Source organism: Duganella sp. P38, assembly GCF_050859475.1.
Lineage (GTDB): Bacteria > Pseudomonadota > Gammaproteobacteria > Burkholderiales > Burkholderiaceae_D > Rugamonas.
The window spans coordinates 2,653,575-2,669,608 of the sequence record NZ_CP193936.1; the positions used below are offsets into that span (position 1 = coordinate 2,653,575).

At 67.4% G+C, this 16,034-nt stretch carries 8 protein-coding genes and 1 pseudogene; 7 read left to right on the forward strand and 2 right to left on the reverse strand.

Annotation, left to right across the window (positions count from 1 at the left end):
* Positions 1–198 precede the first annotated feature (198 nt).
* From ACRQ5J_RS12350 to ACRQ5J_RS12370, 5 genes are read left to right on the forward strand one after another with little or no spacing between them, the layout of a single operon-like run.
* The gene (locus ACRQ5J_RS12350; RefSeq protein ID WP_432383548.1) at positions 199–1,470 is read left to right on the forward strand and encodes a dicarboxylate/amino acid:cation symporter; all 1,272 of its coding nucleotides are present in this window, start codon (positions 199–201) and stop codon (positions 1,468–1,470) included.
* Positions 1,471–1,496: 26 nt separating this feature from the next.
* Positions 1,497–1,706, forward strand: a complete 210-nt coding sequence (locus ACRQ5J_RS12355) for a hypothetical protein (protein ID WP_432383736.1) — start codon at positions 1,497–1,499, stop codon at positions 1,704–1,706.
* The gene (locus tag ACRQ5J_RS12360; RefSeq protein ID WP_432383639.1) at positions 1,685–2,485 is read left to right on the forward strand and encodes a porin; all 801 of its coding nucleotides are present in this window, start codon (positions 1,685–1,687) and stop codon (positions 2,483–2,485) included. The genes ACRQ5J_RS12355 and ACRQ5J_RS12360 overlap by 22 nt, the downstream gene beginning before the upstream one ends.
* Before the next feature lie 34 nt (positions 2,486–2,519).
* Positions 2,520–4,346, forward strand: coding sequence for a sensor histidine kinase (locus tag ACRQ5J_RS12365; RefSeq protein WP_432383549.1), 1,827 nt, complete (start codon positions 2,520–2,522; stop codon positions 4,344–4,346).
* The gene (locus ACRQ5J_RS12370; protein WP_432383550.1) at positions 4,343–5,677 is read left to right on the forward strand and encodes a sigma-54-dependent transcriptional regulator; all 1,335 of its coding nucleotides are present in this window, start codon (positions 4,343–4,345) and stop codon (positions 5,675–5,677) included. The genes ACRQ5J_RS12365 and ACRQ5J_RS12370 overlap by 4 nt, the downstream gene beginning before the upstream one ends.
* On the opposite strand, the gene ACRQ5J_RS12375 is transcribed toward ACRQ5J_RS12370, so the two are convergent.
* Together ACRQ5J_RS12375 and ACRQ5J_RS12380 are read right to left on the reverse strand one after the other, a co-directional pair.
* Positions 5,674–7,689 (reverse strand): AsmA family protein, encoded by a 2,016-nt coding sequence (locus ACRQ5J_RS12375; RefSeq protein ID WP_432383551.1) that lies wholly within the window; start codon positions 7,687–7,689, stop codon positions 5,674–5,676. The two genes, ACRQ5J_RS12370 and ACRQ5J_RS12375, sit on opposite strands and share 4 nt — an antisense overlap.
* 56 nt (positions 7,690–7,745) lie before the next feature.
* The gene (locus tag ACRQ5J_RS12380) at positions 7,746–12,137 is read right to left on the reverse strand and encodes a DEAD/DEAH box helicase (protein ID WP_432377229.1); all 4,392 of its coding nucleotides are present in this window, start codon (positions 12,135–12,137) and stop codon (positions 7,746–7,748) included.
* Positions 12,138–13,251: 1,114 nt separating this feature from the next.
* On the opposite strand from ACRQ5J_RS12380, the pseudogene ACRQ5J_RS12385 reads away from it, so the two are divergent.
* Both ACRQ5J_RS12385 and ACRQ5J_RS12390 read left to right on the forward strand, forming a co-directional pair.
* Positions 13,252–15,528: pseudogene (locus ACRQ5J_RS12385) on the forward strand (ATP-binding protein); the annotation flags it as partial.
* Complete coding sequence (locus ACRQ5J_RS12390; protein WP_432383640.1) at positions 15,470–15,991, forward strand: response regulator; 522 nt, start codon at positions 15,470–15,472, stop codon at positions 15,989–15,991. The pseudogene ACRQ5J_RS12385 and the gene ACRQ5J_RS12390, both read left to right, overlap by 59 nt.
* Positions 15,992–16,034 lie beyond the last annotated feature (43 nt).

Consider the following 16,034-nt stretch of genomic DNA (forward strand, 5'->3'; position numbering starts at 1 on the left):
ATACAGGCGCCCACGCCGGCCTCTCAAAACTTGCGCTTGATTGCTTGCTCTAGTGTAATTTCCCAAAAGAATCTCCTTTCCTGTCAGAGACTTACGGCACCCACGGGTGCCGTTTTCGCATTGGCACAGCCATTGCTATCCAAGCCCCAAGCCCGGCGCCCGCCGGGAACCACAACGACAAGAATATTGGAGGCTCCAGTGAAAAAGACCCGCCCATTAACGCTGTATATCCTGATCGCGATGGTGCTCGGTGTCGCCGTCGGTTACGCGTGCCACGAGACCATCGCCGATAAAAAACTCAGCGCCGACATCGCAGCGCACATTTCCATCGTCACCGACGTTTTCCTCCGCCTGATCAAGATGATCATTTCGCTGCTGGTGTTTTCCACGCTGGCAGTGGGCATCGCCCACATGGGCGACGGCAAGGCCGCCGGCCGCGTGGGACTGAAGGCGATGGCCTGGTTCATCATCGCTTCGCTGATATCGCTGACGCTGGGCATGGTGCTGTCCAACCTGATGCAGCTCGGTTCACACCTTGGCCTGCCGCTGCCGCCAGCCGACGCGACCACCGGCCTGAAAACCGCCGCTTTCACGCTGAAGGACTTCGTTTCCCACATGGTGCCGAAGTCGCCGATCGAGGCGATGGCCAATAACGAAATCCTGCAGGTGCTGGTGTTCGCCATCTTCTTCGGCGGCGCACTGGGCGCGCTGGGCGAGTCGGCGCGCCAGCTGACCAATGTGGTCGACCAGCTGGCGCAGGTCATGCTGCGCATTACCGGCGTAATCATGAACCTGGCGCCGATCGCGGTGTTCGCGGCCATGGCGTCGGTCATCACCACCAATGGCCTGGCCATCCTCGGCACCTTCGCCAAATTCATGGGCGGCTTCTATCTGGGCCTGGTGTGCCTGTGGGCCTTGCTGATCCTGGGCGGCTTCGCCTTTATCGGCAAGCGCGTGTTCCGCCTGATCGCGCTGATCCGCGAGCCGTTCCTGCTGGCGTTTTCCACCGCATCCTCGGAGGCCGCGTATCCCAAGCTGCTGGTGGCGCTGGACCAGTTCGGCGTCAAGCGCAAGATCTCCAGCTTCGTCATGCCGATGGGTTACTCCTTCAATCTGGACGGCTCGATGATGTACTGCACCTTCGCCGTGCTGTTCATCACGCAGGCTTACGGCATCGAGCTGTCGCTGGGCACGCAGATCACCATGCTGCTGCTGTTGATGGTGACGTCGAAAGGCATCGCCGGCGTGCCGCGCGCCTCGCTGGTGGTCATCGCCGCCACGCTGAACCAGTTCCACATTCCCGAAGCAGGCCTGCTGCTGTTGATGGGCATCGACCAGTTCCTCGACATGGGCCGCTCGGCCACCAATGCGGTCGGCAACGCCGTCGCCACGGCGGTCGTCGCCAAGTGGGAGGGCGCGCTGGAAGACGAAGCCGAACCGCAAGCGGCCGCCGAAAAAATCGCAGCATAAAAAAATACCTACAACTGGAGACACATATGCAGAAATTCCTCATCGGCGCGCTGGCGCTGGCATCGCTGGGCGCGCAGGCGCAATCGTCGCTCACCGTTTATGGCGTGGCCGACGCCGGCCTGGTGATGGAGCGCGGCGGCGAAGCCGGCGCCGTCCAAAAGTTGGAAGCGGCGTCGCTTCCAGCTCGCGCCTCGGCTTCAAGGGCAGGGAGGACCTGGGCGGCGGCACCGTGCTGACCTATGTGCTGGAAAACGGCTATTCGATCGACACCGGCGCCGCCAAGCAGAATGGCGCGCTGTTCGGCCGGCAGGCGCTGATCTGCCTGACCGGGGACGCCGGCTCGATCAGCATCGGGCATCAATACACGCCGTTCTACAAGGTGTTGAACAACGTGGCCGATCCATTCGCCACCGGCATGGCGGGCAATGCGCAGAACGTCGTCGACGGCACCACGCGCGTCAGCAACACCGTGGAGTACATTACGCCGCGCGTGGCCGGCTTCTCTGCCGATGTGCAGTACGGCTTTGGCGAGGTGGCCGGCGACACCAGCAAGAACCGCTATCTCGGCGCCAGCGGCGCCTACGAGCAAGGGCCGCTGACCGTGGTGCTGGTGCACCAGCAGCGCGATAACGCCAGCGCCACGGCGCACAGCCGCAACACCATGCTCGTAGGCCGCTACCGCTTTGGCGACATCAAGGGCCATGTCGCCCATGTGCGCAACCGCGATCTGTCTGGCGGCGAAAGCCACGACACGCTGCTGGGCTTCACCGCGCACCTCAGCGGCAGCAACAAGCTGATTGCCTCGGTCATCGACCACCGCGACGAGACGGCCGCAAGCCAGCACGCGCGCCAGCTGGCCATCGGTTTTACCCACGGGCTGTCGCGCCGCACCGATTTGTACGCGGCCTATGGTCATATCAACAACAGCAACGGCGCGCTTTTCCGCGTCGGCACGGCGGCCGACAGCGGCTCTGGCACGACCGGGGTTAACCTGGGTGTACGTCATGTGTTTTAATGCTAACCACGGATGACAATACGCAGGGGAGACTATGGCAATATCGCACGCCGCGACATCGGCACGGCCGGCACGCCGGCTCTGGCGCCGGCTGACGCTGTGGGCGGTGGGCCTGGCCGTTGCCGTGGCGCTGGCCAGCCTGGCGGCGCGCTGGGCGCATGATGCGGCCATCGACAAACTGCGCGTGGCCGGGGCGCAGCGGCTCGACGGCTATGCGGCCAGTCTCGAAAACCTGCTGTCCAAGTACGACTTCCTGCCCGGCACACTGGAGCTGAACAAGGACGTCATCGCGCTGCTGCAACGTCCTGGCGACGAGGCGCTGCGCGCGGAAGTCAACAGCTATCTGGAACAGCTGAACCGGCGCTCCGGCTCCACCACCATCTATATCGTCAACCTGAAGGGAGTGACGCAGGCGGCCAGCAACTGGCGCTCGCGGCAAAGTTTCGTCGGCGATTACGTCGCCTTCCGTCCCTATGTGCGCGACGCGCTGCTCGGCATCCCGGGCGGCTTCTATGGCGTAGGCACCACCAGCGGCGAGGCAGGATACTTTTTCGCGCATGGCATCTACCACGAGGGCCGCATGCTGGGCGTGGCGACGGTCAAGGTCAACATCGAGCGGCTGGAACGCGACTGGGCCCAAGGCGCTGGCAAGGTGCTGCTGGCGGATGCCAAGGGCGTGGTGTTCCTCAGTTCCGTGCCGGCGTGGAAGTACCGCACGCTCAAGCCATTGACGCCGGCCGCCTTGCGCGAACTGGAAGAGTCGCGCCAGTATTTTTCCCACGCGCTGACGCCTCTGGGCCAGCGTGACCAGCGGCAGCTCGATGGCGGCGCGGCGCTGGTGACATTGGCCGAAGACCCGCGCACGCCGGTGCTGAGCCAGACGCGCTCATTGGCGCCGCGCCAGTGGAATTTCGTTTATCTGTCCGACCTTGGCAGCGCGCGCGCCAGCGCCCGCAATGTATTCCTGTTTGCCCTGCTGGTGCAGGCGCTGCTGCTGTTGCTGGTGCTGTACGCCCGCCAGCGCAGGCAGACGCGCGAGCATCTTGAAGTGCTGGTTGCCGAACGCACCGCCAGCCTGCAGCAAATGACGCATCACCTGAGCGAAGAAAACAGCGTGCGCCGCGCGGCCGAAGAAAAGCTGCGCCGCGCGCAGAGCGAACTGGTACAGGCCGGGAAGATGGCGGTGCTGGGCCAGATGGCGGCTGGCATGACGCATGAACTGAACCAGCCGCTGACGGCGCTGCGCACCATGTCCGATAACGCGCAGGTGCTGATCGAGCGCGGACGGCTGGATGACGCCAGGGGCAACCTGGCGACGATTTCGCAACTGGTGGCGCGCATGGGCGCCTTGACCGGCCAGTTGCGCCAGTTTGCACGCAAGGCGGACGCCAGCCGCACGGCGGTGCCGGTGGTGGCGGCAGTGACGTCGGCGCTGTTCCTGGTCGAGCGCCGCGTGGAACAGGAACGGGTCAACTTCCGCCTGGCGGTGCGGGATCAGGATGTGCTGGCGCTATGCGACAGCAACCGGCTGGAACAGGTGCTGGTCAACCTGTTCAACAATGCGCTGGACGCGATGGCCGTTCGCGCGGAGCGCCAGCTGACGGTCCACGTCGAACGCGCCAACGGCCGCGCGCTGATCGCCGTGGCGGACAGCGGGCCGGGCATTCCGGACGAGATCCGCGCCCATTTGTTTGAACCATTTTTCACCACCAAACCGCAGGGCAAGGGGCTGGGGCTGGGACTGGCGATCTCCGAGCAGATCATCCGCGAATTCGGCGGCGAGCTGCGCGCCGAAGCGGCGGCCGGAGGCGGCGCCCGTTTCGTCATTGTCCTGCCGCTGGCGGAGCAGGAGACAGCATGAAGGTTTTATTGATCGAAGACGACGCCACCGTGCGCGCCGGCAGCGCGCAGGCGCTGGACCTGGCGGGCTTTGAGGTGGAAGCGTTCCACGCCGCCGAACCGGCGCTGGCGCGCATCTCGCCCGGCTTTGCCGGCATTGTCATCAGCGATGTGCGCTTGCCCGGCATGAGCGGGCTGGAACTCATGGCGGCGGCCAAGGCCATCGACCCGCAACTGCCGGTGGTGCTGGTCACCGGCCACGGCGACATCACCATGGCGGTGGGGGCGATGCGCAACGGCGCGTATGACTTCATCGCCAAGCCGTATTCGTCGGAACAGCTGACGGACGTGGCGCAGCGCGCGCTGGAAACGCGGCGCCTGATGCTGGAAGTGGCGGCGCTGCGCCATCGCATCGAACATGGCGATGGTATCGAGGCGACGCTGCTGGGCGATTCGGCGCTGATGCGCGAGCTGCGCAAGCTGATACTCGACCTGGCCGACGAACCGGCCGATGTGCTGATCTACGGCGAAACCGGCACCGGCAAGGAGATGGTTGCGCGCTGCCTGCACCAGTTCAGCCGCCGCAGCCAGCGGCACTTTGTCGCGCTGAATTGCGGCGCGATTCCCGAGACGATCTTCGAGAGCGAAGTGTTCGGCCATGAATCCGGTTCCTTCACCGGCGCCGGCAAGCGCCAGATCGGCAAGATCGAACATGCCGACGGCGGTTCGCTATTCCTCGACGAGATCGAAAGCCTGCCGATGGCCTTGCAGGTCAAGCTGCTGCGGGTGCTGCAGGAACGCTATGTCGAGCGGCTGGGTTCCAACAGCCCGATCCCGGTTGACGTGCGCGTGATCGCCGCGTCCAAGGTGGATCTGAAGCAGTGGTCGGACCAGCAGAAATTCCGCAGCGATTTGTACTATCGGCTGAACCTGATTGTGCTGAACCTTCCGCCGCTGCGCGAGCGGCGCGAGGATATCCCGCTGCTGTTCGAGCACTTTGTGCTTGGCGCTGCGGCGCGCTACAAGCGCGAAGCGCCGCCGGTGCCGGGGCCATTGATGCAATCGCTGATGGCGCACAACTGGCCGGGCAATGTGCGCGAGCTGCGCAACATCGCCGAGCGCTATGTGCTGGGTTTATCGAGCGGCGCCGATGGTTTGCTGTCCGAGCGCAGCCAGACGCCGGTTCCGCTGGCCGAGCAGGTCGGCGCTTTCGAGCGCGCCGTCATTGAGCAGGAGCTGCGCAAGGCCGGCGGCAGCGTCACCGCCGTCAGCGTGGCCTTGGGTGTGCCGAAGCAAACGCTGTACTACAAGATGCAGAAGTACGGCCTGACGGCGGAAGGCTACAAGCCTTAAGGCTTTTTCACCGCCTGCGTCCTGGCTTCAAAGCGGGTCTTGTTGGCTTCCGCCAGCAGGGCCTTGCAATCGACCGGGTCGACTTTGCCGGTGTTAATCAGCGGGACCACGGCGGCAAGAGGATTGACCACGGTGGCCAGCGCCACGGCGGCGCCGGCCTTGAGCGCCAGCGGGCCCGCCTGCGGGCCGACCTTCGGTTCCGTGAACGTGCCCTTGGCGTACAGCGGCGTGCGCAGCGAGACGATGCGCACCCCCTTGGTTTGCGGACGCACATCCAGGTCCAGCGTTTCCTTCGACAGGTCGACATAGCCGTTGACGTTGATGACGGCTTCCTGCGTGTCGACCACGAACTGGCGCGCGGTGGCCTTGCCATGTTCGACCACGAAGTCGCCGGCCAGGCAGTTCAACTGGATTTGCTTGTCGCCGAACAGTTTGACGAACACCAGGTTGGCGATGTTGAGGCCAGCCGCTTCGAGAATGAATTTGCTGACCGAGCCTTCGCTGACGGTCGCGCCCAGCTCCCCGCTGGACGTGGCCAGCATGGCGGAGACGGAATTGCCTTTGCCTGCCAGCGCGGCGTCTGCGCTGACTTCGCCCACGCTGGCCTGCATCGATTCCAGTTTCGGGAACAGCTGGTTGATCTTCAGGTGGCGCGCGGCCATGCGCACCTGGGCGTCGATCTGCTTCTGGCGGCCATCGAGCTTGATGTTGGAGGTGATGTCGCCGCCCGCCATGCCAAAGTTCAGCGGCGTCAGCGTCAGCACCTTGTTGTTCATCTTGATGTTGGCCTGGATGTCGTTGAGCGGAATGTCGTGCGTGCGTATCAGCTTTTTGCCGGTGAATTTGACGTCGGCGTCCAGCGCATCCCACTTGGCGGTGTTGAACTGCTCGACCGGCAGCGCCTTGTCGCCTGGCTGGTTTTGCGGCTTGTTGCGCTTGGCCTTGTCGGCGTTGCTTTCGGCGCCGATGGTCGGGCCCAGGTCTTCGAGCCGCAGTTGGCGCGAAGTGACGGCGCCGGTCAGCAGCGGACGCGGTTTGCGCGGGCTGTAGGCCAGCGTGCCTTCGAGGTCGCTGCCGCCGACGGTGCCGGTGAAGTTCTTGTAGGTCCAGTTCCAGATGGCGCCGGACTTTTTGCCGATGATGCGGCCGGACGTGGCGTAAGGCGGCGTTTCTGGCAGCAGCACGCCGGTCAGCGGGTACAGGTCGGCCATGCTGGCGCCGCCCAGCGACAGCTTCAGGTCCAGCCCCGCCGGCGCGCGCGGATCGGTGAGGATGCCTTCCACGGCGATTTTGTTGTTGGCCAGGTGGGCGTTGGCCTGCACCGGGAAGTTCGTGTGTTCGTCGGTGAGCGCGAGCACCTTGCCGACCTTGCCGCCACCCGTGACCGGCGCGTTGCGGTAGCTGCCGCCAAGGTCGAACTTGATGCCGTACTTTTGCGCGTCCGGGCCTTCGTTGATGCCGGTGGCTTTGGCGCGCAGATCGAGCTTGATGCCGTCGTCGATGTAACGCAGGTCGCCTTCTCCCAGCGTCAGGCGCTGGATGTCGACTTCCCATTCGGACGGGCCGTTGTCCTTGAAGGTCCAGGTATTGCTGCCGTCGGTGCGGCGCTGGCCGGCCAGCACGATCTTCTCGACCGCGAGGTCGGTGATGGCGACCTCCTTGTGCAGCAGCGGCAGCGGGTGCAGGGCGACGGTGATGTTGCCGGCGCTGGCCAGTTTGGGGCCGGCCTTGGTCCATTCCGGGTTGGCGATGTAGACGTCATTGGCGCTGATGCGCGGACGCGGCACGTAACGCCGCCAGCCTGCTTCGGCGGCGTCGCCCTGTTCCCAACGCACGCGCAGGTCGCCGTTGATGGCGAACTCGCGGCCGATGGTTTCGGAGACGCGCTGGTTGATCCACGGGCGGGCGCGGTTCCAGTCGAAGGTCAGCACGAAGATGACGATGGCGACCAGTACCAACAGCAGCGTGGCGAACAGGCCAGCAATAATTTTGAGTGGGCGCGATTTTTTCATGGGTACCCATGCTACGCCTCGCGCGCGGCGGCTTATGTGCGGTACGCCACAGTAGACTAAATGCTGGCGTGTTTGCCGACCAGCCAGGCGTGCAGCAGCTCGCGGTCTTCGGTCCCGGCGCCGTAGTTGAATTTACCGGCGACCTGCGTTGCGACGGGCGCGCCGTCCCGGAACAGGATGCGGTTGCCAGCCAGGGCCGGTACTTTGTCGCCCGGCAGCAGCGTGCCGCACAGGTTGAGCGGATCGACGGCTGAGATGCACACGTAGCCGCCGTCATACGGCCGGCGGCGCATTTCGCGCAGCAGCGGTATGGCTTCCGGCAGGGCGAATTGTTCGCCCGAGAGGCCTGCGACGAAGCGGCCGCCGCGAATTTCGCCGCGCGCTTCGAGGCGATGGTAGACCGGCAGCAGTTCGCGCCAGTTGGGCATCCAGCTGGCTTCGCGCTCCAGCAGGCGCCACATCATGACGCCGTAACGGCGCAGCAGCGTCATGGCGATATGCTCCAGCGTGGCCGCATCGGTGCGCGGCTTGCGGCCTGGCGGCGATGGCGGCGATGGCGGTAATGGCCTTGATGGCGGCGGCGCGGCGTCGGCGTCCTGGCCGGTTTGCAGCGTTTCCACCGTCCGGCTAGTGATGTTCAGGTTGTCGCCGCGCCGGACCAGCGCCCAGCGCCCGGCTTCCTCCATCGTCGGACCTGCGCCGCGACGGCGCTTGCCGGTGCTGCCGCGCTTGTGGGCCGGCGCCAGCATCGCGCGCAGGCCGGCGTAGCTGTCGGCGTTGACCAGGCCCGTGGCCACCAGTTCGCCCAACGTGTTTTCCAGCTCCACCGGCAGCAGCCGCGCCTCGTGCGATAGCTCGTCGAAGAACATCGCACCGTCGCGCCGCAGTGTGTCGAGCACGCGGGCGGCGCGCGGCGACACTTCAACCTCGGTGGCGACCGCCGGCAGCGCGTGCCACAGCGCCAACTGGCGGCGCGGCAGCAGCACCAGCGGCGTGCCGCGCACCGGGCCGCCATTGGCGCGGGGTGGGGCGCCCACCCGGGTCCAGACAATTTTGCCGGCGCGGCACAAGTCGTCCAGCCACAGGGCCGAGTAGTCCTTGACGCGCGCAGCCAGCAAGTCGCTTTCCCAGGCGCCGGCGGCGGCTTCGTAGCCTTCCAGCTGGGCCAGCGCCGCTGGCAGGGCCTCGTTGCCGCGCAACTGCGTGTCCGGCGTCAGGTGCTGCCATTCGAACAGGAAGCGCATGAAGTCCTGGCGTTCGACCGGCTCGACTTCGCGCCGCAGGTTGCGGATGGTGTAGCGGTGGATGCGCGCCAGCAGGTGGCGTTCGCACCATTCCTCGTCCGTGGCGCCGGGCGTGAAGCGGCCGCGCATCACGTAGCCTTCGCTTTCCAGTTGCGTCAGCGCGATGGTGATGGTGGATGCCGGCAGCGCAAGCGGCGCGGCGATCGCCGCCACCGTCTGCGGCCCGACGCCGCTTAGCCGCGCGCGCAGGATCTCGACCAGCGCCGCGTCGCGCGTCCAGGTTTCGCCACCGTCGCCGTCCGGCGATGCAATCGCGGCGGGGTAGGCTGCTTGCACGCATGGCATGCGCTCCAGCGCCACCCACAGGTCGGCCGCGCTGGCCGTGTCGCGCAGGCGCGTGGCGCGGCCGCTGGCGGCGAGGCCGTCCAGCCAGACGGCCCAGCCATCCTCGCGCGCCGCCTCGCCGGGCGTGATGCAGGCCAGCGACATCAGCGCTTCGTGCATCTCATCGCTGCTGCGCACCGACGGCCAGGCCTCCGCCGCTACCGCCGCGATCGCACCCGCATCGAGCGCGCCCAGGTCGTCGGTGGAGGCGGGATCGGTCCAGCGCCGGTTCAGCACCGCCTGCGTGCGGCGCTCCTCCAGCGGCGCATCATCGAGAAACGCATACGGCCGCGCATTCAGAATCTCCATCGCCAGCGGCGAGGGCGCAGGCAGGTCGCGCGCCAGCAGGCGCACTTCGCCAGCTTCCATGCGCCGCAACAGCGCCAGCCAGGCCTCGCTATCCATCGCCTCGTGCAGGCAATCGTCGAGCGTCTGGTCGACCAGCGGATGGCTGGGCAACTCCCTCTCGCCGACGATATTCTCCAGGCACGCCGCCTGATCGGGGAACACGGCGGCCAGCAAATCATCGCTCTTCATGCGTTGCAGCTGCGGCGCCACCTTGCGCCCGCCGGTAAAGCGCGGCAGGGCCAGGGCGGTGGTGGCGTTCCATCGCCAGCGCACGTTGAACAGCGGTGCATCCAGCAAGGCCTGAATCAGAATATGCTCGGCCGTCGTCGAGCGCAGGTAGCGCCATACTTCGTCCAGCGGAAAGCTATGGCTCTCCGACAGCGACAACACAATCGCATCCTCGGTGGCCGCCGCCTGCAACTCGAAATTAAATGTGCGGCAGAAGCGCTTGCGCAGTGCCAGCCCCCAGGCGCGGTTGACGCGGCTGCCGTAAGGCGAATGAACCACCAGCTGCATGCCGCCCGATTCATCGAAGAAGCGCTCCATCACCAATGTAGTGCGCGTCGGCAGCGCGCCCAGCGCCGAGCGGGCGCGGGCCAGGTATTCGGCGATCTGGCGCGCGGCGTCGTCGCGCAGGCCCAGGTGCCCGGACAGCCAGCCGACGACGCGCTCCAGCGCCGCCTCGCCATCGCCGGCCTCGTCGCCGCCGGCGGCCAGCAGGGCCTCGATCTCGCCGCGCAGGCGCGCCACGCCCATCGACAACTCGTCGGTGCGCCCCGGCGCCTCGCCGATCCAGAACGGGATATTCGGCGCCGCGCCATGCGCATCCTCCACCCGCACCTTGCCGGCATCGATCCGCAGGATGCGGTACGAGGTGTTCCCAAGCTGGAAAACGTCGCCGGCCAGGCTCTCCACCGCGAAATCCTCATGCACTGTGCCGATGTTCTGCCCCTGCGGTTCCAGCATGACGGTGTAATCGGCGTTGTCCGGTATGGTCCCGCCGGACATCACCGCCGTCATCTTGCCGCCACGCCTTCCGCGCAAGGTGCCGCTCACCGTGTCGCGGTGCAGGTACGAGCCGCGCACGCCCTGGCGGCTGGTATAGCCGTCGGTCAGCATGCGCAGTACATCGTCATAACGGCGGCGCTCCAGCTGCGCATACGGCGCCGCGCGCCGCACCAGCGCAAACAGCTCATCCTCGCGCCATTCGCGGCACGCCACTTCCGCCACGATCTGCTGCGCCAGCACGTCCAGCGGCGCGGGCGGGATGCGCAGCGCGTCCAGCTCATTGCGGCGCACGCAGTCCAGCAGCGCCGCGCACTCGATCAGGTCATCGCGCGAAGTGGGGAATAACCGCCCCTTGGGAACGCCGCCCACATGGTGGCCGGAGCGGCCAACCCGTTGCAGGAACGAGGCGATGCTGCGCGGAGAGCCGATCTGGCACACCAGGTCGACGTCGCCGATATCGATGCCCAGTTCCAGCGAGGCGGTCGCTATCAGCACCTGCAATTCGCCGCGCTTGAGGCGCTGCTCCGCCTCCAGCCGCGATTCCTTGGACAGGCTGCCGTGGTGCGCGGCCACCAGCGCCGCGCCGAGGCGGTCGGCCAGGTGGCGCGCCATGCGCTCGGCCATGCGCCGCGTGTTCACGAAAATCAGGGTGGTGCTGTGCATGACCGTCAGCTCGGCCAGGCGGTCGTAGACGCGTTCCCACACGTCGTTGGCCATCACCGCCTCCAGCGGCACCGGCGGCAGTTCGAGATTGAGGTCGCGCGCACGGACGTGACCCACGTCCACCACCGCGCACTGGCGGCCGGCGCCGGCGAGGAACTGCGCCACCAGCGAAACCGGCTTCTGCGTGGCGGACAGGCCGACGCGCACCGGCGGCCGCGCGCACAAGGCGTCCAGCCGTTCCAGGCTCAGGGTCAGGTGGCTGCCACGCTTGCTGCCGGCCACCGCGTGGATTTCGTCGACGATCACCGTGCGCACGCCGGACAGCATGGCGCGGCCGCTGTCCGAGCCCAGCATCACGTACAAGGACTCCGGCGTCGAAACCAGGATGTGCGGCGCGCGGCGGCGCATGGCGTTGCGCTCGGCCTGCGTGGTGTCCCCGGTGCGCACGGCCGTGCGGATGCCGTGCGGCGGCTGGCCCATCGCATCGAGCGCGCGGCCTATGCCTTCCAGTGGCGCCAGCAGGTTGACGCGGATGTCGTTGGACAGCGCCTTCAGCGGCGACACGTACAGCACCCGCGTGGCGTCGGGCAGGGGCGCCACGCGGCTCTCGCGCACCAGGGCGTCGATGGCGGCGAGGAAGGCGGTCAGCGTCTTGCCGGAGCCAGTGGGGGCGGCCACCAGCGTCGCCTGGCCGGACTGGATCAGCGGCCAGGCCTGGCGCTGCGCCGCCGTCGCGCCGGGAAAGGCAGCGTCGAACCACGCCGAAACGGCGGGATGGAAATGGTACGGGGCGTCGGTCATGGGGCTTATGTTGGGGCGCGCGCAAGGATGTCAACCTACCGCTCAACCAAGCGCCGGTTCGGCGCATGGGCGTGGTAAGCTTAGAAACATTGTAAATCATGAATCGCCTGTAGCCATGCCCACGCCAGCGCCCGAAGATCTTCCGCTGTTTCTGAGCGCCCCCGGAGAGCTGGGCGCGCGCATCTGGGCGCATGACTGGGAGAACACGCCGCTCGGCCCCATCTCGGCCTGGCCGCACAGCCTGAAGACCGTGATCAACCTGATGCTCAATTCCCCGCAGCCGATGTGGATGGGATGGGGCGAACAGGTGACGTTTTTATACAACGACGCGTATATCGATGTCCTCAGCATGGCCAAGCACCCGTGGGCGCTGGGCCGGCCCACGGTCGAGGTATGGTCGGAGATATGGGACTATTGCGGCCCGCTGGTCGGGCGCGTGTTCGCCGGCGGCGAGTCCACCATGGCCGACGACGTGCGCCTGTTCATGCGGCGCGGCGATTTTCTCGAAGAGACGTTCTACGCCTTTTCCTATAGCCCGGTGCGCGATGAAAGCGGCGCCGTGGCGGGGCTGTTCTGCGCCAACCTCGATGTCACCGGCCGCCACCTGAACGCGCGCCGCCTGCACACGCTGTCGGACCTGAGCACCCGCACCTTGCAGGAGAAGACGGTGCACGGCGCCTGCGCCATCGCGCTGGCCACCATCGCCGACAATCCGGACGATGTGCCGTTCGCCCAGCTCTACCTGGCCGGCGACGGCGGCGGCGAGGCGGCGCGGCTGCTGCACGCCACCCATGCCGACATCGCCGATGCGCGCGCGCTGTTCGCCGTCGATGAGGTGATCGCCAGCGGCGTTGCGCGGCTGGTCGCGCTGGACCCGCAAGCGCCGCCGGCCGGCCTGCCACTCGGGCTGGCGCAGCAGCCGGTGCGTGAGGCGCTGGTGCTGCCGCTGCTCGGCGGCGGGCCCGGCGCCGCGACAGGCGCGCTGGTGTTGGGCGTGAGCGCCGCGCGCCGGCTGGACGCCGACTACCGCAGCTTCCTGGAACTGATCGCCACCCAGGCCGGCAACGCCATCCGCCAGGCGCGCGCGGCCGAGGACGAGCGCCTGCGCGCCGACATGCTGGCCGAAGTCGACCAGGCCAAGACGCAGTTCTTCAGCAATGTGAGCCACGAATTCCGCACGCCGTTGACCTTGCTGCTGGGGCCAGCCAACGACGCGCTGGAAGACATGGCGGCGCCGCTGCCGCCGGCGCAGCGCGACCGCGTGCTGCTGATGCAGCGCAACGCGCTGCGGCTGCAAAAGCTGGTCAACACGCTGCTGGAGTTTTCGCGCGTGCAGGCGGGCCGCGCGCATGCCCGCTTTGCGGCGGTCGACCTGGCCGCGCTGACCGGCGACCTGGCCAGCAGCTTCCGCTCCGCCATCGAGGGCGCCGGCATGCGCCTCCAGGTGGAGTGCGCACCGCTGCCGATGCAGGTGTATGTCGATCCGGCGATGTGGGAAAAAATCGTGCTGAACCTGTTGTCCAACGCCTTCAAGTTCACCTTCGAGGGCGAAATCACGGTACGCCAGCGCATCGTCGGCGATCAACTGCGGCTGGTGGTGGCCGACACCGGCGCCGGCATCCCGCAGGACCAGTTGCCGCATCTGTTCGAGCGCTTCCACCGGGTCGAGGGCGCGCGCTCGCGCACGCACGAAGGCTCCGGCATCGGCCTGGCGCTGGTGCATGATCTGGTGCACATGCATGGCGGCCAGATCAGCGTCGACAGCGAACTGGGAAGCGGCACCGTGTTCACGGTCGCGATTCCGCTGGGCTGCGCGCACCTGCCGGCGTCCAAGATCGACGCGGCGCCGGCCGGCCCGTCGCCGCTGTCGCCGGCGGCCGAGGCGTATGTCACCGAAGCGGAGGGCTGGACGCAGCAGCAGGCGGCGCGCGAGCAAGCGGACGGCGCCCATGGCCGGCTGCTGGTGGTGGACGACAACGCCGACATGCGCGACTACCTGCAACGGCTGTTGCAGGGACAGTGGCAGGTAGAGGTGTGCAATAACGGCGTGGAGGCGCTGGCCGCCATCGAGCGCCATCCGCCGGACCTGGTGCTGTCGGACGTGATGATGCCGGAACTGGACGGCTTCGGCCTGCTGGCGGCGCTGCGCGCCCATCCCGCCACGCGCGACATTCCGTTCATGCTGCTGTCCGCGCGCGCCGGCGAGGAGGCGCGCCTCGAAGGCTTGCAGGCCGGCGCCGACGATTATCTGGTCAAGCCGTTTTCCGCGCGCGAGCTGGCCGCGCGCGTCGAGGTGCTGCGCCTGCGGCAGCGGATGCGCGTAGTAGAGGGGCAGGCGGCGCGGCGCATGCAAGCAGTGTTCAGCCAGGCGCCGGTCGGCATTTGCATTCTCGACGGCCCTGAGCATGTATTCGAACAGGCCAACGATTACTACCAGCGGCTGGTCGGCCCGCGTCCGCTGCTTGGGCTGACGGTGCGCGAGGCTTTTCCCGAGCTGGAGTCGCAAGGAATTTACGAGCTGCTGGACGGCGTGCTGGCGTCGGGCCAGCCCTATGTCGGCCGCTCGGTGCCATTGCGCATGCGGCGCGCGCCGGACCAGGCGCCGAGCGAATGCTGGTTCGACTTCGTCTACCAGCCCTTGCTCGACGATGCCGGCCGGCCGCGCGGCGTGGCGGTGGTGGCTTTCGAAGTGACGGAACTGGCCAGCGCCAAGAAGGCGGCGGAGGCGGCCAGCCGCGCCAAGGACGAGTTCCTCGCCATGCTGGGCCATGAGCTGCGCAATCCGCTGGCGCCTATCGTCACCGCGTTGCAGCTGATGCGCATGCGCGGCGGCGATTTCGCCGTCAAGGAGCGCGCGGTGATCGAGCGCCAGACGCACCACCTGGTGGCGCTGGTGGATGACCTGCTGGACGTGTCGCGCGTGGCGGAAGGGAAGATTCAATTGAGCCGGCAGGTGGTGGAGATGGCGGACGTGATTGCGCGCGCCATCGAAACGGCCAGCCCGCTGATCGAGCAAAAGCGCCACGCCCTGGCGGTCGACGTGCCGCCATCCGGGCTGCGGGTGCTGGCCGATCCGGGACGTTGCGCGCAGGTGGTGGCCAACCTGCTGACCAATGCCGCCAAGTACACGGAGCCGGGCGGGCGCCTGGCCCTGAGCGCGCGGCGGGACGGCGACCAGGTGCTGGTCGCGGTGCGCGACAACGGCATCGGCATCGCGCCGGACATGATGGACGCCGTGTTCGAGCGCTTCACGCAGGCGCGCCAGGCCCTGAGCCGTTCGCAGGGCGGGCTGGGACTGGGGCTGGCGATCGCACGCAGCATGATGGCGCTGCATGGCGGCAGCGTCGAGGCCGACAGCGCCGGCATCGGCTGCGGCAGCACCTTCACGGTGCGCATGCCGCTGTGGCAGGGGCAGGAAGAGCCGCCGCCGGCGGACGCGCCGGCGGCGGCCGTCGAGCCCCGGCCGGGCGGCCTGTCGATACTGGTGGTGGACGATAACGAGGACGCGGCGCGCGCGCTGGGGAGAAGGATTGACGCTGCTGGGGCATACCGTCAAGGTGGTGTTCAGCGCGCCGGCGGCGCTGGCGGTGGCGCCGATGTTCCAGCCGCAGGTCGGCCTGCTGGACATCGGCCTGCCCGGCATGGACGGCTACGAACTGGCGCAGCGCCTGCGCGAACAGCCCGGCGCCGCCGAACTGCGGCTGGTGGCCGTCACCGGCTACGGCCAGGACGCGGACCGCAAGCAGGCGCGCGCCGCCGGCTTTGAGCAGCACCTGACCAAGCCGGTCGATCTGGCGCGGCTGGAGAAGCTGCTGCAGCACCAGCGCACACCCGGCTTGCGCCGTGCAACTTAAACCTTGGTATGGGTTTGCATACGAAGGTGCAATTTCACTAAAC